Origin of the sequence: Streptomyces sp. NPDC001292, assembly GCF_042896465.1 — a bacterium.
Lineage (GTDB): Bacteria > Actinomycetota > Actinomycetes > Streptomycetales > Streptomycetaceae > Streptomyces.
In genome coordinates this window covers 311,075-330,057 of sequence record NZ_JBIAXG010000003.1, presented here as the reverse complement: position 1 = coordinate 330,057, position 18,983 = coordinate 311,075, and the positions used below count along the sequence as shown (strand labels likewise).

Here is an 18,983-nt window from a genome sequence, read left to right as displayed (position 1 = left end):
TCCGATGGATGGGAAAGAATCAGTCGGTGCGACCGTCACGGTCACTGTCACGATCACACAACGTCCATCAAGGCTAGCAGCTCGCGCGCCACGTCCTCGACGGAGGTGTTGACCAGGGTCTCGTCGAACTCCGGCTCGGCCGCGAGTTCGACCTTCGCCGCCTCCAGCCGCCGTTCGATCACCTCGGGCGGCTCGGTCCCCCGCCCGGTGAGCCTGCGCACGAGCTCCTCCCAGGAGGGAGGAGCCAGGAACACCAGCCGGCCCTCGGGCATGGACTCGCGGACCTGCCGGGCGCCCTGGAGGTCGATCTCCAGCAGGACCGGCACGCCCGCCTCCAGGTGCCCCAGCACGGCGGCACGCGGCGTGCCGTAGCGGTTGCCCGCGAACTCGGCCCATTCCAGCAACTCGCCATTGGCGATCATCTTGTCCATCTCCTCGTCGGTGACGAAGAAGTAATGAACGCCGTGCTGCTCACCGGGGCGGGGCTTGCGGGTCGTCGCCGACACCGACAGCCAGACCTCGGGGTGCTCCTTGCGCATATGGGCGACGACCGTGCTCTTGCCGACCCCGGAGGGGCCGGAGAGCACGGTCAGCCGCGGACGTGCGTCCGGGGGTACGGGGGTCGCGCCCCGGGGTGTTACAGCCATGCGGCGATTATTCCAGCAATCGCGCAGTGCCCGGGACTTCTGCCCGGAGCCCCCGGATTCAGGAGCCGGTGCTGCCGAACTCGCGCTCCAGGGAGGCGATCTGGTTGGACCCGAGGCCGCGCACGCGACGGCTCTCGGAGATGCCGAGCCGCTCCATGATCTGCTTGGCGCGGACCTTGCCCACGCCCGGCAGGGACTCAAGAAGGGCGGACACCTTCATCTTGCCGATGACGTCGTTTTCCTGGCCCTGCTTGATGACCTCGTGCAGGGAGGCGCCGGAGTGCTTGAGTCGATTCTTGACCTCGGCCCGCTCCCGGCGAGCCGCGGCGGCCTTTTCGAGCGCGGCTGCGCGCTGTTCAGGGGTTAGGGGCGGAAGAGCCACGCCTACGTCACCTCGGATGTCGAACTGTCGGATACGGACCGGTGAGGAACCTAGTCGCCCCACACCTGGGGAGCTACGAGCAACACGCTTGCCCGTTCTCCCCCACTACCTTGAGGGCGTGGGAGGCGCCCCCACTCGACGGAGACTAGCGGTCCCGTCCGCCGGAGTCAGCGAGAACAGCGGAAAAGTCCTGGTCAGCCTCCGCCAGGCCGGGCATTTAGGACATAATGCCCCGGATTTGAGGATGTATCCAGCCTCAGGCGGACCCCTGGCCACCCGTCCGGGCACTCAGCCGCCGGTCACCGCGGTCCTGATCTCCCCCGCGAAGCGCTGAGCGGCGCCGCGCAGCGCCGCCACCTCGGGACCGTGACGCAGAACACCCCGGCTGACGCTCGGGACCACGTTGCGCACAGCGGAGCCGAACACCCGGGGAAGATCGGCCGGCGTCGCTCCCTGCGCCCCGATCCCCGGCGCGAGCAGCGGCCCGCCCATGTCCAGGTCGTACGGCGACAGGTCGCCCAGCGTGGCCCCCACCACCGCGCCGAAGGAGCCGAGCGGGGCCTGCCCCGCGTTCTCCTCGGCGAGGTGCGCGAGCACGGTCGCGGCGACGGTGCGGCCGTCGGGCCGCACGGCGTGCTGGACCTCGGCGCCCTCCGGGTTGGAGGTCAGCGCCAGCACGAACAGGCCCGCGCCGCTCTCCCGCGCCAGGTCGACCGCGGGCCTCAGGGACCCGTAGCCGAGGTACGGCGAGACGGTGAGCGCGTCCGAGAACAGCGGCGCGTCCTTGCGCAGGAACGACTCGGCGTAGGCGGCCATGGTGGAGCCGATGTCGCCGCGCTTGGCGTCCATGACGACCAGCGCCCCGGCCGCCCGGGCCTCCTCGACCGACTTCTCCAGGACGGCGAGGCCGCGCGAGCCGAAACGCTCGTAGAAGGCGCTCTGCGGCTTCAGGGCGGCCACCCGGTCGGCCAGCGCCTCCACCACGGTGCGGCTGAACCGCTCCAGACCGGCCACGTCGTCGTTCAGGCCCCACTCGGCGAGCAGCGAGGCGTGCGGGTCGATGCCGACGCACAGCGGGCCGCGCTCGTCCATGGCACGGCGCAGACGCGCGCCGAAGGGTTCCATCGGGCTCATGCCGTCTCCCTTGCCTTCCTTACGTCGGCGCCGACCGCGTCGGCGAGGGTGGCGTACGGGCTGGTCCGCAGGCGTGCGGCGAGCCCCTTGTGGATCGCGCGGCTCCAGAAGGGCCCCTGGTAGACGAAGGCGCTGTAGCCCTGGACCAGGGTGGCGCCGGCCAGGATGCGCTGCCAGGCGTCCTCGGCGTTCTCGATGCCGCCGACGCCCACCAGGGTGATGCGGTCGCCCACGCGCGCGTAGAGGCGGCGCAGCACCTCCAGGGAGCGCGCCTTCAGCGGCGCGCCCGAGAGCCCGCCGGTCTCCTTCACCAGCGAGGGCGCGGACGTCAGACCGAGTCCCTCGCGCGCGATGGTGGTGTTGGTGGCGATGATCCCGTCCAGGCCGAGCTCCACGGCGAGGTCGGCGACGGCGTCGACGTCCTCGCCGGCGAGGTCCGGCGCGATCTTCACCAGCAGCGGCACCCTGCGCCCCGGCACGACCCGGTCGGCGGCCTCGCGCACGGCGGCAAGGAGCGGGCGCAGCGCCTCGGTGGCCTGGAGGTCGCGCAGACCGGGGGTGTTCGGCGAGGAGACGTTGACGACCAGGTAGTCGGCGTACGGGGCCAGCCGCTCGGCGGACTTCACGTAGTCGCCGACGGCCTCCTCCTCCGGGACGACCTTGGTCTTGCCGATGTTGACACCCACGACGGTCCTGAACACGGGCGTGCGCGAGGCCAGGCGCGCGGCGACGGCGAGCGAGCCCTCGTTGTTGAAGCCCATGCGGTTGATCAGGGCGCGGTCCGCGACCAGCCGGAACAGCCGCTTCTTCGGGTTGCCGGGCTGGGGCTCCCCCGTGACCGTGCCGATCTCGACGTGGTCGAAGCCGAGCATCGACATCCCGTCGATCGCCACGGCGTTCTTGTCGAAGCCTGCGGCGAGCCCGAAGGGGCCGTGCATCCGCAGCCCGAGGGCCTCGGTGCGCAGCTCCTTGTGGCGGGGGGCGAGCACGGCGGCGGCGAACGTGCGCAGCACCGGGACGCGGGCGGCGAGCCGGATCCAGCGGAAGGCCAGGTGGTGTGCCTGTTCCGGGTCCATCCGCTGGAAGAACAGACGGAAGAAAAGCTTGTACATCACTGAGTCCTCGGGTGTCCTCGGGGCCCTCAAGGGTCCCCCTGGGTCCTCGTGAAGAGGGGGACACCGTTTCCGGTGTCCCCCTCGGGTCCGCTAGTCGCGGCTCGCGGTCAGGAATCCCGCGTGTTCCTGGAGGGAGCGGACACCCACGTCACCGCGGTGCAGGGCGTCGATGCCCTGGACCGCCGCGGCCAGCGCCTGGACCGTCGTCAGGCACGGCACGGAGCGCGCCACGGCCGCGGTACGGATCTCGTAGCCGTCCAGGCGGCCGCCGGTGCCGTACGGGGTGTTGACGATGAGGTCGACCTCGCCGTCGTGGATGAGCTGGACGATGGTCCGCTCGCCGTTCGGTCCGGTGCCCTGGGACTGCTTGCGCACGACGGTGGCGTTGATGCCGTTGCGCTTGAGCACCTCGGCCGTGCCGGAGGTGGCGAGCAGTTCGAAGCCGTGGGCGACCAGCTCACGGGCCGGGAAGATCATCGACCGCTTGTCCCGGTTGGCGACCGAGATGAAGGCGCGGCCCTTGGTCGGCAGCGGACCGTAGGCCCCGGCCTGCGACTTGGCGTACGCGGTGCCGAAGACGGAGTCGATGCCCATGACCTCGCCGGTGGAGCGCATCTCGGGGCCGAGGACGGTGTCCACGCCGCGTCCGGAGGTGTCCCGGAAGCGGCTCCAGGGCAGCACGGCCTCCTTGACGGAGATCGGCGCGTCCAGCGGCAGCGAGCCGCCGTCGCCGTTCTTCGGCAGCAGCCCCTCCTCGCGCAGCTCGGCGATGGTCGCGCCCAGCGAGATCCGGGCGGCGGCCTTGGCGAGCGGTACTGCGGTCGCCTTGGAGGTGAAGGGGACCGTACGGGAGGCGCGCGGGTTGGCCTCGAGGACGTAGAGGATGTCGCCGGACAGCGCGAACTGGATGTTGATCAGACCGCGCACCCCGACACCGCGCGCGATGGCCTCGGTGGAGGCCCGCAGCCGCTTGATGTCGTACCCGCCGAGCGTGATCGGCGGCAGCGCGCACGCCGAGTCGCCGGAGTGGATGCCGGCCTCCTCGATGTGCTCCATGACACCGCCGAGGTACAGCTCCTCGCCGTCGTGGAGGGCGTCGACGTCGATCTCTATGGCGTCGTCGAGGAACCGGTCGACGAGCACCGGGCGGGAGGGGCTGATCTCGGTCGACTCGGCGATGTACGCCTGCAGGCGCGCCTCGTCGTACACGATCTCCATGCCGCGGCCGCCCAGGACGTAGGAGGGGCGGACCAGGACCGGGTAGCCGATCTCGTCGGCGATGGTCTTGGCCTGGGCGAACGTGGTGGCGGTGCCGTGCTTGGGGGCCGGCAGGCCCGCCTCGGCCAGCACCTGGCCGAAGGCGCCCCGGTCCTCGGCCGCGTGGATCGCCTCGGGCGGGGTGCCGACGATCGGCACGCCGTTGTCCTTCAGTGCCTGCGCCAAGCCCAGCGGGGTCTGGCCGCCGAGCTGGACGACGACACCGGCGATCGGGCCGGCCTGCCGCTCCGCGTGGACGATCTCCAGGACGTCCTCCAGGGTCAGCGGCTCGAAGTACAGCCGGTCGGAGGTGTCGTAGTCGGTGGAGACGGTCTCCGGGTTGCAGTTGACCATCACGGTCTCGTACCCGGCGTCGTGCAGCGCGAAGGAGGCGTGCACGCAGGAGTAGTCGAACTCGATGCCCTGGCCGATGCGGTTGGGGCCGGAGCCCAGGATGATGACCGCGGGCTTCTCGCGCGGCGCGACCTCGCTCTCCTCGTCGTAGGAGGAGTAGAAGTACGGCGTCTTCGCCGCGAACTCGGCGGCGCAGGTGTCGACCGTCTTGTAGACCGGGCGGATGCCGAGGGCGTGCCGCACCTCGCGGACCACGTCCTCGCGCAGGCCCCGGATCTCGCCGATCTGCTGGTCGGAGAAGCCGTGCCGCTTGGCCTCGGCGAGCAGTCCGGCGGTCAGCTCGGGCGCCTCGGCCAGTTCGTCGGCGATCTCCTTGATCAGGAACAGCTGGTCGACGAACCACGGGTCGATCTTCGTGGCGTCGAAGACCTCCTCGGGCGTGGCACCCGCGCGGATGGCCTGCATCACCGCGTTGATCCGGCCGTCGGTCGGGCGGACGGACTCGCGCAGCCGTTCGTGCCTGTCGCCGGGGTCACCGACGAACGTGAACCGGCTGCCCTTCTTCTCCAGCGAGCGCAGCGCCTTCTGGAGGGCCTCGGTGAAGTTGCGGCCGATGGCCATGGCCTCGCCGACCGACTTCATGGTGGTGGTCAGCGTGGAGTCGGCCTGCGGGAACTTCTCGAAGGCGAACCGGGGCGCCTTGACGACCACGTAGTCGAGGGTCGGCTCGAAGGAGGCCGGGGTCTCCTGCGTGATGTCGTTGGGGATCTCGTCGAGGGTGTAGCCGACGGCGAGCTTGGCGGCGATCTTGGCGATGGGGAAGCCGGTCGCCTTGGAGGCGAGCGCGGAGGACCGCGACACGCGCGGGTTCATCTCGATGACGATGACCCGGCCGTCCTCGGGGTTCACCGCGAACTGGATGTTGCAGCCGCCGGTGTCGACGCCGACCTCGCGGATGACGGCGATGCCGATGTCCCGCAGGATCTGGTACTCGCGGTCGGTGAGCGTCATCGCCGGGGCGACGGTGATGGAGTCGCCGGTGTGCACGCCCATCGGGTCGAAGTTCTCGATGGAGCAGACGACCACGACGTTGTCGTGCTTGTCGCGCATCAGCTCCAGCTCGTACTCCTTCCAGCCGAGGATGGACTCCTCCAGGAGCACCTCGGTGGTCGGGGAGAGCGCGAGGCCGGTGCCCGCGATGCGGCGCAGCTCGTCCTCGTCGTGGGCGAAGCCGGAGCCGGCGCCGCCCATGGTGAAGGAGGGGCGGACCACGACCGGGTAGCCACCGAGCTCGTCGACGCCGGCCAGGACCTCGTCCATGGTGTGGCAGATCACGGAGCGGGCGGACTCGCCGTGCCCGGTCTTTCGCCGGACGGCCTCCACGACCGCCTTGAACTGGTCGCGGTCCTCGCCCTTGTGGATGGCCTCGACGTTGGCGCCGATCAGCTCGACGCCGTACTTCTCCAGGACGCCGTTCTCGTGCAGCGAGATGGCGGTGTTGAGCGCGGTCTGGCCGCCCAGGGTGGGCAGCAGGGCGTCGGGGCGCTCCTTGGCGATGATCTTCTCGACGAAGTCCGGGGTGATCGGCTCGACGTAGGTGGCGTCGGCGATCTCCGGGTCGGTCATGATCGTCGCCGGGTTGGAGTTGACGAGGACGACCCGGAGACCCTCGGCCTTCAGGACGCGGCACGCCTGGGTGCCGGAGTAGTCGAACTCGGCGGCCTGGCCGATGACGATCGGGCCGGAGCCGATGACCAGGACGGACTGGATATCGGTGCGCTTAGGCACGCTGGCCCTCCATCAGGGAGACGAAGCGGTCGAACAGGTAGGCGGCGTCGTGGGGTCCCGCGGCCGCTTCGGGGTGGTACTGGACGCTGAAGGCCGGCTTGTCGAGCAGCTGGAGGCCTTCCACCACGTTGTCATTGAGGCAGACGTGGGAGACCTCGACACGGCCGAAGGGGGTGTCGGAGACCCGGTCGGTGGGGGCGTCGACGGCGAAGCCGTGGTTGTGCGCGGTGACCTCGACCTTGCCGGTCGTACGGTCCTGCACCGGCTGGTTGATGCCGCGGTGGCCGTACTTCAGCTTGTAGGTGCCGAAGCCCAGCGCGCGGCCGAGGATCTGGTTGCCGAAGCAGATGCCGAACAGCGGCGTACCGCGCTCCAGGACGCCCCGCATGACGGAGACGGCGTGGTCGGCGGTGGCCGGGTCGCCGGGGCCGTTGGAGAAGAACACGCCGTCGGGTTCGACCGCGTACACGTCCTCGACGGTGGCCGTGGCGGGCAGCACGTGCACCTCGATGCCGCGCTCGGCCATGCGGTGCGGGGTCATGCCCTTGATGCCGAGGTCGACCGCGGCGACGGTGAACTTCTTGCCGCCGATCGCGGGGACCACGTACGCCTCCTCGGTGGCCACCTCCGCGGACAGGTCCGCACCCTCCATCCGGGGCGACTCCAGGACCCGGGCCAGCAACGTCGCGTCGTCCTGGACGGCCGGGCCGCTGAAGACGCCGACGCGCATGGCGCCGCGCTCGCGCAGATGACGGGTGAGGGCGCGGGTGTCGATGCCGCTGATGCCGACGACGCCCTGCGCGGCGAGCTCCTCGTCCAGGGTGCGCCGGGCACGCCAGTTGGAGGGCCGGCGCGCGGGGTCGCGCACGACGTAGCCGGAGACCCAGATCCGCTTCGACTCGGGGTCCTCGTCGTTGACGCCGGTGTTGCCGACGTGCGGGGCGGTCATGACGACGACCTGGCGGTGGTACGACGGGTCGGTGAGGGTCTCCTGGTAGCCGGTCATGCCGGTGGAGAACACGGCCTCGCCGAACGTCTCCCCCACGGCCCCGTAGGCACGGCCGCGGAAGATCCGGCCGTCCTCCAGGACGAGTACGGCGGGAACCCTCGAGGTTCCCCTGGTGGAGGTGGTCATCGTTCGACGCCTTCCGTGCTGTTCTTCTCGATCATGGAGTTGAGGGCCTTGACCCACTCGGTGTGCTCGGCCGCCCGGTCGGAGCGGAACCCGGAGTCGATCAACCGCTCCCCGTGCGCCCAGGTCACGACGAGCAGCCCGCCCTCGGTGAGCACCTTGCCGGCGATGCCCTTGTCGAGCCGGGCCCCGCGCAGCCGCACGGCCGGGACGAAGAAGTCGTTCGCCCCGGGGCGCACCACGTCCAGGCCCGCGTCGGTCAGGGCCAGCTCGGCCCGGCTGCGGGTGCCCAGGCCGCGTGCCACGATGCGGTCCAGCCACTGTCCGGCCGTGGTGGAGCCGTGGTAGCGGCCGGTCATCGTCAGTTTCGCCGCGCCGGGTTCCTTGGGCGCGCTCGGCAGCTTGGGCAGGTCGCCCTGAAGGGTGGCGCGCCACTTCCAGCCCTCGCGCATCAGCCAGTAGACGAGGGCGATGAAGAGGAAGAGGCCGATCAGCCAGCCGATGCGGGCGGCCCAGTCGGTGACCGCGGCCGACTTCCCTTCCGCGGCGACTTCGGTCGCGAGCCCGGCTGCGAGCAGAGATGCAGGTGTCACGTGAGCTTCCCGTCGACGAGCGTGGCCTTGCCCCGGAGCCACGTGTGGGTGACACGGCCCGGCAGCTCACGTCCCTCGTAGGGGGTGTTCCGGCTGCGCGAGGCGAAGCCCGCGGGGTCCACCTGCCCACGGTATGCCGTGTCGACCAGCGTGAGGTTGGCGGGCTCACCTGCCGAGACGGGGCGGCCGTGGCCGGTGGCCCGCCCGATCCGGGCCGGCGTGAAGGACATGCGGTCCGCGACGCCCGCCCAGTCCAGCAGGCCGGTGTCGACCATGGTCTCCTGGACCACCGACAGGGCGGTCTCCAGGCCGACCATGCCCATGGCGGCCGCGGCCCACTCGCAGTCCTTGTCCTCGTGCGGGTGCGGGGCGTGGTCGGTGGCGACGATATCGATCGTGCCGTCGGCGAGCGCCTCGCGCAGGGCGTGCACGTCGCGCTCGGTGCGCAGCGGCGGGTTGACCTTGTAGACCGGGTTGTAGGTGCGCACCAGCTCGTCGGTGAGGAGCAGGTGGTGCGGGGTGACCTCGGCGGTGACATGGATGCCGCGGGACTTGGCCCAGCGGACGATCTCGACGCTGCCCGCGGTCGACAGGTGGCAGATGTGGACGCGGGAGCCGACGTGCTCGGCGAGCAGGACGTCGCGGGCGATGACCGACTCCTCGGCGACGGCCGGCCAGCCGCCCAGGCCCAGCTCGGCGGAGACGACGCCCTCGTTCATCTGGGCGCCCTCGGTCAGCCGCGGCTCCTGGGCGTGCTGGGCGACGACGCCGCCGAAGGCCTTCACGTACTCCAGCGCCCGGCGCATGATCACCGCGTCGTCGACGCACTTGCCGTCGTCGGAGAAGACGGTGACCCCGGCGGCCGACTCGTGCATGGCGCCGAGTTCGGCGAGCTTCTTCCCCTCCAGGCCGACCGTGACGGCGCCGATGGGCTGCACGTCGCAGTAGCCGTGCTCCCGGCCCAGCCGCCAGACCTGCTCGACGACGCCGGCGGTGTCGGCCACGGGGAAGGTGTTGGCCATGGCGAACACGGCGGTGTAGCCGCCGGAGGCGGCCGCCCGGGTGCCGGTCAGGACGGTCTCGGAGTCCTCGCGGCCCGGTTCGCGCAGGTGGGTGTGCAGGTCGACCAGGCCCGGCAGCAGCACCTTGCCGTCGGCCTCGACGATCTCGGCGCCCTCGGCGGACAGCCCGGTGCCGACCGCCTCGACGACCTCGCCGTCGATCAGGACGTCCTGCGGCGCGCCGCCGAGCACCTTGGCACCACGGATCAGGATCTTGCTCATGTCTGTTACTTCTCCTCGGTGGTGCGGGCTTGGGAGGCGGGTTCCATGCCGCCGAGCAGCAGGTACAGCACGGCCATGCGGATGGAGACGCCGTTGGCGACCTGCTCGACGGCGGTGCAGCGGTCGGAGTCGGCGACCTCGGCGGTGATCTCCATGCCGCGGACCATCGGGCCGGGGTGCATCACGATGGCGTGCTCGGGCATCCTGGCCATCCGCTCGCCGTCCAGGCCGTAGCGCCGCGAGTACTCGCGCTCGGTCGGGAAGAAGGCGGCGTTCATCCGCTCGCGCTGCACGCGGAGCATCATCACCGCGTCGGACTTGGGCAGCGTGGCGTCGAGGTCGTAGGAGACCTCGCAGGGCCAGGACTCGACGCCGACCGGCAGCAGGGTCGGCGGGGCGACCAGGGTGACGTCGGCGCCGAGGGTGTGCAGCAGGTCGACGTTGGACCGGGCCACCCGGCTGTGCAGCACGTCGCCGACGACGGTGACGCGCCGGCCGGACAGGTCCTGACCGAGGCCCACGTCCCTGCCGACGAGCCGGCGGCGCAAGGTGAAGGCGTCGAGCAGGGCCTGGGTGGGGTGCTGGTGGGTGCCGTCCCCGGCGTTGATGACGGCGGCGTCGATCCAGCCGGAGTTGGCCAGCCGGTACGGGGCCCCGGAGGCGCCGTGCCGGATGACCACGGCGTCGACGCCCATGGCCTCCAGGGTCTGGGCGGTGTCCTTCAGGGACTCGCCCTTGGACACCGACGATCCCTTGGCGGTGAAGTTGATGACGTCCGCGGACAGCCGCTTCTCCGCGGCCTCGAAGGAGATCCGGGTGCGGGTGGAGTCCTCGAAGAAGAGGTTGACGACGGTGCGGCCGCGCAGGGTCGGCAGCTTCTTGATCGGCCGGTCGGCGACCCGGGCCATCTCCTCGGCGGTGTCGAGGATCAGGACGGCGTCGTCGCGGGTGAGGTCGGCGGCCGAGATGAGATGACGCTGCATCTGTCAGGCTCCGTAATGCGGTTCATTCGGGAGAAATTGGGGCAGACGGGCGCGTGCGAGGGCACACGCACGGGGCGTACGGCGGTGCGTACGCGCGCGTGTTACGGCTGGTCGCCCTGGGCTGCCGGCTTGGCACCGAGCAGCACGGTGTCGCGACCGTCCTCCTCGGCGAGCAGGACCTTGACCGTCTCCCGCAGCGACGTGGGGAGGTTCTTGCCGACGTAGTCGGCGCGGATCGGGAGTTCGCGGTGGCCGCGGTCGACGAGGACGGCGAGCTGCACCGCGCGCGGGCGCCCGATGTCGTTCAGGGCGTCGAGGGCGGCGCGGATGGTGCGGCCGGAGAAGAGCACGTCGTCGACGAGGACGACCAGGCGGCCGTCGATGCCGTCACCGGGAATCTCGGTGCGGGCCAGCGCACGCGGGGGCTGCATGCGCAGGTCGTCGCGGTACATGGTGATGTCGAGCGAGCCGCAGGGCACCTTGCGCTCGGTGATCTGCTCGAGTTTGGCGGCGAGCCGCTGGGCGAGGAAGACGCCCCGGGTCGGAATGCCGAGGAGCACCACGTCGTCGGCGCCCTTGGCGCGCTCGACGATCTCGTGGGCGATGCGGGTCAGCACCCGCGCGATGTCGGGGCCCTCGAGAACGGGCCGGGCATCGGACGCTTGCGCGTTCGCGTGCGAGTCCATAAGAAACGGACCTCCTTCTCCGCCTCACGGGACGGACCTTAAAGGACGTCGGAATTGCGCCATACACGCTACCAGGTGCCGGAGACCTCCCCGATCACCCCCTTGGCGCAACCGGACGCGGTTACCACGGAAGCGGCGCTGCGGACCATTCGGCTTGACGCGGCAGAGTAACGCTGCGTAACCTCACAGTGAGTTACCAGCCGCGCGGCGTGGCACTCGAGCCAGTCGCGTCGACACAGTGTCCGGGGAGCCATATGTCCAGCGAATACGCCAAACAGCTCGGGGCCAAGCTCCGGGCGATCCGCACCCAGCAGGGCCTTTCCCTCCACGGTGTCGAGGAGAAGAGCCAGGGACGCTGGAAGGCGGTCGTGGTCGGTTCGTACGAGCGCGGCGACCGTGCCGTGACCGTGCAGCGCCTCGCCGAACTGGCGGATTTCTACGGGGTCCCCGTGCAGGAGCTGCTGCCGGGCACCACTCCGGGCGGCGCCGCCGAGCCCCCGCCGAAGCTGGTCCTCGACCTGGAGCGGCTGGCCACGGTGCCGGCCGAGAAGGCGGGCCCGCTCCAGCGGTACGCGGCGACGATCCAGTCGCAGCGCGGTGACTACAACGGCAAGGTGCTCTCCATCCGCCAGGACGACCTGCGCACACTCGCCGTCATCTACGACCAGTCGCCCTCGGTCCTCACCGAGCAGCTGATCAGCTGGGGCGTGCTGGACGCGGACGCGCGCCGCGCCGTGGCGTCCCACGAGGAGAGCTGACCGCTCCGCAGACCCAGCAGAAACGTACCGCCGGGGTGGCTGGAATCCTTTGGTTCCGGCCACCCCGGCGGCGTTTGGCGCGGACCTGGAGGGGGCGGCACGGGACGGCAGTCCCGCCAGGTGGTGTAGCCGATCAACTGCCCGGAACGCGCAGGTCACCGCCACGTCGATGCGGCTCCGGGTCGCCCGTGGCGCTGACAGCAGGTCAGCCGGGCGCGGTGCGTAAGGCGTGTCCCCGCGGCATGGCCGGCGCGCGGCTTACCGGAACGCGTCGAGCAAGGTCGCCTACACCACGAGGCGGGACACGACCCGGCACGGACCTGGCGGGGCAGGTGTGCGCACAAGCACGGACGGGCCGCGCACACATACGCCGAGGGGCCCGCAGCAGTCGTGCTGCGGGCCCCTGCGAGTCTGTACCGGCGCCGGCTGTGCGGCCGGCCCCTCTCACACCTGGTCGCGGCGGAGCGAGGGCTTGAGCTCCTTGAGACGGCCCAGCAGGCCGTTGACGAACGAGGGCGACTCGTCCGTGGAGAACTCCTTCGCCAGCTGCACCATCTCGTCCAGCACGACGGCGTCCGGGGTCTCGTCGACCCAGATCAGCTCGTACGCGCCGAGCCGCAGGATGTTGCGGTCGACGACCGGCATGCGGTCCAGCGTCCAGCCGACCGCGTACTGCGCGATCAGCTCGTCGATCCGGGTCGCGTGCTTCGCGTAGCCCTCGACGAGCTGCATCGTGTACTCGCTCACCGGTGGCTGCCGGGTGTCGGTCCGGGAGAGCCGGATCCAGTCGGCGAGGACCGTCAGGACGTCGGCGCCTCGCTGGTCGCCCTCGAAGAGGATCTGGAAGGCACGCTTGCGGGCCGTGTTGCGGGCAGCCACGGTTAGCTGTTCACCCGGCCGAGGTAGTCGCTCGTACGGGTGTCGACCTTGATCTTCTCACCGGTGGTGATGAAGAGCGGGACCTGGATCTGGTGGCCGGTCTCCAGGGTGGCGGGCTTGGTGCCACCGGTGGAGCGGTCGCCCTGGACGCCCGGCTCGGTCTCGGCGATGGTCAGCTCGACGGCGGCGGGCAGCTCGACGAAGAGCACCTCGCCCTCGTGCTGGGCGACGGTGGCCTCGAAGCCCTCGACCAGGAAGTTGGCGGTGTCGCCGACGACCTTGCGGTCGATGTGCAGCTGGTCGTAGGTCTCCATGTCCATGAAGACGAAGTAGTCGCCGTCCATGTAGGAGAACTGCATGTCACGCTTGTCGACGGTGGCCGTTTCGACCTTGACGCCGGCGTTGAACGTCTTGTCGACGGTCTTCCCGGAGAGCACGTTCTTGAGCTTGGTGCGCACGAAGGCCGGGCCCTTGCCGGGCTTGACGTGCTGGAACTCGACGACGGACCAGAGCTGGCCGCCTTCGAGCTTGAGCACCATGCCGTTCTTGAGGTCGTTCGTGGAAGCCACGGTTGCGGAATCTCCTGGACTGACGTACGACCCCGGGGCAGGCGCACAGCGCGAGGCTAGAGCGCGAGGAGCTCCTTGGTCGTGATGGTGAGTAGCTCGGGTCCGCCGTCCGCCTCGGGGCGTACGACGAGCGTGTCATCGATCCGGACACCGCCCCGGCCCGGGAGGTGGACCCCCGGTTCGACGGTGACCGGCACGCAAGCGTCCAGTTTACCCATGGCCGAAGGGGCCAGCTGCGGGTCCTCGTCGATTTCGAGTCCGACCCCGTGCCCGGTGAGGGGTTGCAGGCTCTCGGCGAACCCGGCCGAATCCAGTACCTGGCGTGCGGCGCGGTCCACGTCGCGGTAGGCGGCGCCGGGGGCCAGGGCCTCCCGTCCGGCCCGCTGAGCGGCGAAGACCAGGTCGTAGAGCTGGATCTGCCAGTCCGCCGGGGACGTGCCGATCACGAAGGTGCGGCCGATCTCGCAGCGGTAGCCACGGTAGGCGGCGCCCAGGCACACCGTGAGGAAGTCACCCTCCTCGACCCGCCGGTCGGTGGGCCGGTGGCCACGGCGGCCGGAGTTCGGGCCGGTGGCCACGGAGGTCGGGAAGGCGGGTCCGTCGGCGCCGTGGTCGACGAGCCGCCGCTCCAGCTCCAGGGCGAGATGGCGCTCGGTGCGGCCGACCAGGATGGACTCCAGCAGCTCGCCGAGGGCCTGGTCGGCGATCTCGGCACCGATTCTCAGACAGGAGATCTCCTCCTCGTCCTTGACAACTCTGAGCTGCTCGACCGCGCCGCCCAGGTCGGCCAGGCGCAGCCCGGGCGCCACCGATCCGAGGGCGCGGTGGCGGGCCACCGTGAGGTGGTGCTCCTCCACGGCGAGCGAGTCGGCGCCCTGGGTCCGGGCGTGGTCGGCGGCGGCGACGGCCGGGTCGCCGCCAGGGGGTTGGGGCAGGACCTGCACCCGCAGCGCCTCGTCGGGCCGGCCCTCGCCGGGCCGGTCGTCCGGCGGGCTCTGGCACACCAGCAGGTCCTCGCGCCTTCCGAGAAGCAGGACGGCACCCTGCGGGGCAGCCCCCGCGAGGTACCGCACATTGGCGGGACGAGTCACCAGCGCCGCCGCGCTGCCGCCCGCGTTGCAGCGCTCCCTCAGCCGGGTCCGGCGGGCCGCGTACACCTCTGACATGAACCGAGCCTAAGAGTGATGGCTCAATATCGCCGTTCGAGACGTCCGAGTGGGTCTGCCGGATCGCGGCGTCGGGACGCCGCGTGTCGTGCCCGGCGGGCGGGCCGCCGGCCCGGGACCGCCGGGCACGGCCGCGTCCTACCAGTTCGGGGGGCTGGCGATGGCTCGGGACAGGACCTCGTCCAGGACTCGGGCCGTGGCCGGGACGTCGAGTTGGGAGTTGTCGATGATGGGGAGACCTGAGCCGTACCAGCCGGCCATGCGGCCGTGGATGCGGGCGACCTCCTCGTCGGTCAGCCGGCGGTTGCCGGTGCGCTCGGCGTTGCGCTCCAGGACGATGTCCAGGCCGGGCAGCAGCACGACCGGGAGCAGGCCGGGGCCGACGTGGCGCTTCCAGCCGCCGAGCCCGACCACCGGGCGGTCGGGGAAGACGGCGTCGTCGAGGATGCACGAGATGCCGTTGGCGAGGAAGTTGCGGGCGGCGAAGCCGCAGGTGCGGCGGGCGAGCCGGTACTGCGCCTCGGAGTGGTCGTTCCAGCCCGACTGCGGATCGGCGAAGCCGGAGCGGACCCACTCGCGGACGTCGTCGAGGCTGATGTGCGCCGTGGGCACGCGGCGATGGTCGGCCCAGTACTTGGCGACGCTCGTCTTGCCCGCGCCCGCCGGCCCGATCAGCAGCACCGCCAGCGTGGTGGTCGTCGGGTCGGGCGCGGTCTGGGCCGGCGGCACGCTGGGCATGCCGACCGGGCCGCCCGGTGGCAGCCGCACGTGGCCGGTGGCGTCCGGCGCGGGCGGAGCGGCGGGCGGTGGGACCGCGGGGGCCGACTGACGGGGGCTTTGGGGGTGCGGGCTCTGCGGGCGCTGGGAGTGCGGCGCGGACGGGTGCGGACCCTGAGGATGCGGGCTCTGGGGATGCGGAGCCGACGGATGCGGGCCCGGCGGTTGCGGCGCCGACGGGGGCGGACCCTGGGGGCGCGGGCTCTGCGGATGCGGAGCCGACGGTTGCCGGCCGGGTGGTTGCGGTGCCGGGGCGCCGGGATAGCCCGTTGCCGGAGGCGGCGGGGGCACGGGCGCGGAGCCCTGGGGCGCGCCCGGGTGCCGCGGCCCCGTGTGATGTGCGGCCGGCACCCAGCCGGCGGCCCGTCCGTGCCCCGGCTGGTGGGGCGGCGGCAGCGGTGAACCCACTGCGTGCTGCATCCGGTGCGACTCCGTCTCGTACGGGGCAATTGGCGCCGGCAGCGGGTCCGAGCCCCGCCGCCTACCGAACGGTACCGTCCCCGGCCGCCATATGGTGAACGGCCGGGCGCGGTCCGAAGTGCCCGTCGCGGCAGGCAGAACGGGGCGGATGCCGCTCGGTGGGACTTACTGCCCGACCTCGCCGTACGCGGCGAGCAGCACGGCCGGGTCGGGGCCCTCCAGGACGGTGGGCTTGGCGAGGCCGTCCAGGACGATGAAGCGCAGCAGGTCGCCGCGGGACTTCTTGTCCACCTTCATCGTCTCCAGCAGCTTGGGCCACTGGTCGTAGCGGTAGTGCAGCGGCAGGCCCACCGATTCCAGGACCGTGCGGTGGCGGTCGGCCGTGGCGTCGTCCAACCGGCCCGCCAGACGGCCGAGTTCGGCGGCGAAGTGCATGCCGACGGCGACCGCCGCGCCGTGCCGCCACTTGTACCGCTCGTTCTTCTCGATCGCGTGGCCCAGCGTGTGGCCGTAGTTGAGGATCTCCCGCAGGCCCGACTCCTTCAGGTCGGCGGAGACGACGTCCGCCTTGACCCGGATGGACCGCTCGATGAGCTCGGCGGTGTGCGGACCGGCCGGGGTGCGGGCGGCCTCCGGGTCGGACTCGATGAGGTCGAGGATCACCGGGTCGGCGATGAAGCCCGCCTTGATGACCTCGGCAAGGCCGGACACGTAGTCGTGGACCGGGAGGGAGTCCAGGGCCGCGAGGTCGCACAGCACACCGGCGGGCGGGTGGAAGGCGCCCACGAGGTTCTTGCCCTCGGCGGTGTTGATGCCGGTCTTACCGCCGACGGCCGCGTCAACCATGGCCAGCACGGTGGTCGGGATGGCGATCCAGCGCACCCCGCGCAGCCAGGTCGCGGCCACGAATCCGGCCAGGTCGGTGGTGGCGCCGCCGCCCACGCCCACGATGACGTCGGTGCGGGTGAACCCGCACTGGCCGAGCGCCTTCCAGCAGTAGGCGGCGACCTCCGCGGTCTTGGCCTCCTCCGCGTTCGGCACCTGGATGGCGACGGCCTCGTAGCCCTGCTCGGCCAGGTCGGCGCGGAGCGCGTCCCCGGTCTCGGCGAGCGCCTCCGGGTGGATCACGGCGACCCTTTGAACAGGGCCTGGGCGCGAAGCGCCTCCTTTGAGGGTGGTGGTGGGTGACGGGTGGGCCTTCTCGCCGACCAGGCCGGTGAGTTCGCCGAGGAGCCGGCGGCCCACCAGGACGTCGTACGCCTCGGTGCCGGCCGTGCCGGCGATGTGGATCCGCGTGACCGACTCGCTCATGCTTCCTTCAACTCCAGTGCGTCCAGGGCGGCTTGGGTGACCTCTTCGGGGGTGCGCCCATCGGTCGGCACCACCGCGGTGGCGACCTCCTCGTACAGGTGCCGCCGGGCCTCCATCAGCTCGCGCCACTGCTTGCGCGGGTTCACGGCGAGCAGCGGGCGGGCCACGTTCAGGCCGGTGCGCCTGACGGCCTCCTCGACGTCCATCGACAGGTACAGGACCGGCAGTCGGGCGATCAGCGCCCGCGTGTCCGGATCCAGGATCGCGCCGCCGCCGAGGGCCAGTACGCCGTCGTGCTCGGCGAGCGCCCGGCGCACCGCCTCCTTCTCGACGGCGCGGAAGAACGGCTCGCCCTCGTCGACAAAGATCTCGGCGATGGCGCGGCCCTGCTCCGCGACGATGTCCTCGTCGGTGTCCCGGTAGACGAGCCCGAGGCGGTCGGCCAGCATCCGCCCGATGGTGGACTTGCCGACGCCCATGGGCCCGATCAGGACGACGAACGGCTCGGCGCTCACCGGATCGCCAGGTTCTCGAGGAAGGACCGCACGTTGCGGCGGGTCTCCGGCACGCTGTCGCCGCCGAACTTCTCCGCGACGGCGTCGGCGAGGACGAGGGCCACCATGGCCTCGGCCACGATGCCCGCGGCCGGCACCGCGCACACGTCGGAGCGCTGGTGGTGGGCCTGCGCCAGCTCGCCGGTGGAGACGTCCACGGTCCGCAGGGCCCGCGGCACGGTCGCGATCGGCTTCATCGCGGCGCGCACCCGCAGCAGCTCGCCCGTGGTCAGCCCGCCCTCGGTGCCGCCGGAGCGGCCCGTGGCGCGCCGGATGCCCTCGTCGGTGGAGACGATCTCGTCGTGGGCCTTGGAGCCGGGCACCCGCGCCAGGCCGAAGCCGTCGCCGACCTCGACGCCCTTGATCGCCTGGATGCCCATGAGCGCGGCCGCGAGCCGGGCGTCGAGCCGCCGGTCCCAGTGCACGTGGGAGCCCAGTCCCACGGGCACGCCGTACGCCAGCACCTCCACCACGCCGCCGAGCGTGTCGCCGTCCTTGTGGGCCTGGTCGATCTCCGCGACCATCGCCTTGGAGGCGTCCGCGTCCAGGCAGCGCACCGGGTCCGCGTCCAGCTTCTCCACGTCCGCCGGGGTCGGATACACGCCGTAGGGCGCCTTGGCCGCGGCCAGCTCGACGACGTGGCTGACGATCTCGATGCCGGCCGTCTCCTTCAGGTACGACCGGGCCACGGCGCCCAGCGCGACGCGGGCCGCGGTCTCGCGGGCGGAGGCCCGCTCGAGCACCGGCCGGGCCTCGTCGAAGCCGTACTTCTGCATGCCCGCCAGATCGGCGTGCCCGGGCCGGGGCCGGGTCAGCGGCGCGTTGCGCGCGAGTTCGGCCAGCTCCGCCGGGTCGACCGGGTCGGCGGCCATGACCTTCTCCCACTTGGGCCACTCGGTGTTGCCCACCATGATCGCCACCGGGGAGCCGAGGGTGAGTCCGTGCCGGACGCCGCCGAGGAAGGTGACCTCGTCCCGCTCGAACTTCATCCGGGCACCGCGCCCATAGCCCAGGCGCCGCCGTGCGAGGTGGTCCGCCACCATCTCCGTGGTGATGGGCACGCCGGCGGGAAGGCCCTCCAGCGTGGCGACGAGTGCGGGTCCGTGGGACTCCCCCGCGGTCAGCCAGCGCAACCTGCTCAACGGTGCTCCTCATGCTCGCGCCTGGAACTGCGATGGCGCGACCGGGTGCGCGG

18 protein-coding genes are annotated in these 18,983 nt (G+C 71.6%); 1 reads left to right on the top strand and 17 read right to left on the bottom strand.

The genetic code is table 11. From position 1 onward, the window contains the following. Positions 1-53: 53 nt before the first annotated feature. From gmk to pyrR, 10 genes are all read right to left on the bottom strand, one after another. Positions 54-647 carry a guanylate kinase gene (gmk, locus tag ACFY4A_RS06430; RefSeq protein WP_390828242.1) on the bottom strand — a complete coding sequence of 198 codons (594 nt, stop codon included), beginning with the start codon at positions 645-647 and terminating at the stop codon, positions 54-56. 58 nt (positions 648-705) lie between these two features. Then, positions 706-1,029: an integration host factor gene (locus ACFY4A_RS06425; RefSeq protein ID WP_003977346.1), complete on the bottom strand. Its 324-nt coding sequence runs from the start codon at positions 1,027-1,029 to the stop codon at positions 706-708. Between the two features lie 288 nt (positions 1,030-1,317). Continuing rightward, positions 1,318-2,163, bottom strand: coding sequence for an orotidine-5'-phosphate decarboxylase (gene pyrF / locus ACFY4A_RS06420; protein WP_390828241.1), 846 nt, complete (start codon positions 2,161-2,163; stop codon positions 1,318-1,320). Continuing rightward, positions 2,160-3,275, bottom strand: a complete 1,116-nt coding sequence (locus ACFY4A_RS06415) for a quinone-dependent dihydroorotate dehydrogenase (RefSeq protein ID WP_390828240.1) — start codon at positions 3,273-3,275, stop codon at positions 2,160-2,162. The genes pyrF and ACFY4A_RS06415 overlap by 4 nt, the downstream gene beginning before the upstream one ends. Before the next feature lie 93 nt (positions 3,276-3,368). Continuing rightward, on the bottom strand, positions 3,369-6,677 hold the full coding sequence (gene carB, locus ACFY4A_RS06410) for a carbamoyl-phosphate synthase large subunit (RefSeq protein ID WP_390828239.1): 3,309 nt from the start codon (positions 6,675-6,677) through the stop codon (positions 3,369-3,371). After that, on the bottom strand, positions 6,670-7,812 hold the full coding sequence (gene carA, locus ACFY4A_RS06405; RefSeq protein ID WP_390828238.1) for a glutamine-hydrolyzing carbamoyl-phosphate synthase small subunit: 1,143 nt from the start codon (positions 7,810-7,812) through the stop codon (positions 6,670-6,672). Before carA ends, carB begins: the two co-directional genes overlap by 8 nt. Beyond that, positions 7,809-8,402, bottom strand: a complete 594-nt coding sequence (locus ACFY4A_RS06400) for a hypothetical protein (RefSeq protein ID WP_390828237.1) — start codon at positions 8,400-8,402, stop codon at positions 7,809-7,811. Before ACFY4A_RS06400 ends, carA begins: the two co-directional genes overlap by 4 nt. Then, on the bottom strand, positions 8,399-9,685 hold the full coding sequence (locus tag ACFY4A_RS06395; protein WP_390828236.1) for a dihydroorotase: 1,287 nt from the start codon (positions 9,683-9,685) through the stop codon (positions 8,399-8,401). Before ACFY4A_RS06395 ends, ACFY4A_RS06400 begins: the two co-directional genes overlap by 4 nt. Positions 9,686-9,690: 5 nt before the next feature. Further along, positions 9,691-10,668, bottom strand: coding sequence for an aspartate carbamoyltransferase catalytic subunit (locus ACFY4A_RS06390; protein WP_390828235.1), 978 nt, complete (start codon positions 10,666-10,668; stop codon positions 9,691-9,693). A 101-nt stretch (positions 10,669-10,769) separates the two neighbouring features. Continuing rightward, complete coding sequence (gene pyrR / locus ACFY4A_RS06385) at positions 10,770-11,354, bottom strand: bifunctional pyr operon transcriptional regulator/uracil phosphoribosyltransferase PyrR (protein ID WP_390828234.1); 585 nt, start codon at positions 11,352-11,354, stop codon at positions 10,770-10,772. A gap of 254 nt (positions 11,355-11,608) precedes the next feature. Here pyrR and bldD point away from each other — a divergent pair, with 254 nt between their 5' ends. Then, positions 11,609-12,112, top strand: a complete 504-nt coding sequence (gene bldD / locus ACFY4A_RS06380; protein ID WP_004990661.1) for a transcriptional regulator BldD — start codon at positions 11,609-11,611, stop codon at positions 12,110-12,112. Positions 12,113-12,556: 444 nt separating this feature from the next. On the opposite strand, the gene nusB is transcribed toward bldD, so the two are convergent. From nusB to aroC, 7 genes are all read right to left on the bottom strand, one after another. Beyond that, entirely contained in the window at positions 12,557-12,991 is a 435-nt protein-coding gene (gene nusB / locus ACFY4A_RS06375; protein ID WP_390828233.1) for a transcription antitermination factor NusB, read from the bottom strand. Positions 12,992-12,993: 2 nt separating this feature from the next. Beyond that, positions 12,994-13,560 carry an elongation factor P gene (efp, locus tag ACFY4A_RS06370; RefSeq protein WP_390828232.1) on the bottom strand — a complete coding sequence of 189 codons (567 nt, stop codon included), beginning with the start codon at positions 13,558-13,560 and terminating at the stop codon, positions 12,994-12,996. A 56-nt stretch (positions 13,561-13,616) separates the two neighbouring features. Continuing rightward, positions 13,617-14,726 carry an aminopeptidase P family protein gene (locus tag ACFY4A_RS06365; protein WP_390828231.1) on the bottom strand — a complete coding sequence of 370 codons (1,110 nt, stop codon included), beginning with the start codon at positions 14,724-14,726 and terminating at the stop codon, positions 13,617-13,619. A 138-nt stretch (positions 14,727-14,864) separates the two neighbouring features. Continuing rightward, positions 14,865-15,923 (bottom strand): AAA family ATPase, encoded by a 1,059-nt coding sequence (locus ACFY4A_RS06360; protein WP_390828230.1) that lies wholly within the window; start codon positions 15,921-15,923, stop codon positions 14,865-14,867. Between the two features lie 165 nt (positions 15,924-16,088). Beyond that, positions 16,089-17,234: a 3-dehydroquinate synthase gene (gene aroB, locus ACFY4A_RS06355; RefSeq protein WP_390828229.1), complete on the bottom strand. Its 1,146-nt coding sequence runs from the start codon at positions 17,232-17,234 to the stop codon at positions 16,089-16,091. Beyond that, positions 17,231-17,713 carry a shikimate kinase gene (locus ACFY4A_RS06350; protein ID WP_390828274.1) on the bottom strand — a complete coding sequence of 161 codons (483 nt, stop codon included), beginning with the start codon at positions 17,711-17,713 and terminating at the stop codon, positions 17,231-17,233. Before ACFY4A_RS06350 ends, aroB begins: the two co-directional genes overlap by 4 nt. A 32-nt stretch (positions 17,714-17,745) precedes the next feature. Beyond that, positions 17,746-18,930 carry a chorismate synthase gene (gene aroC / locus ACFY4A_RS06345; protein ID WP_390828228.1) on the bottom strand — a complete coding sequence of 395 codons (1,185 nt, stop codon included), beginning with the start codon at positions 18,928-18,930 and terminating at the stop codon, positions 17,746-17,748. Positions 18,931-18,983: the final 53 nt, after the last annotated feature.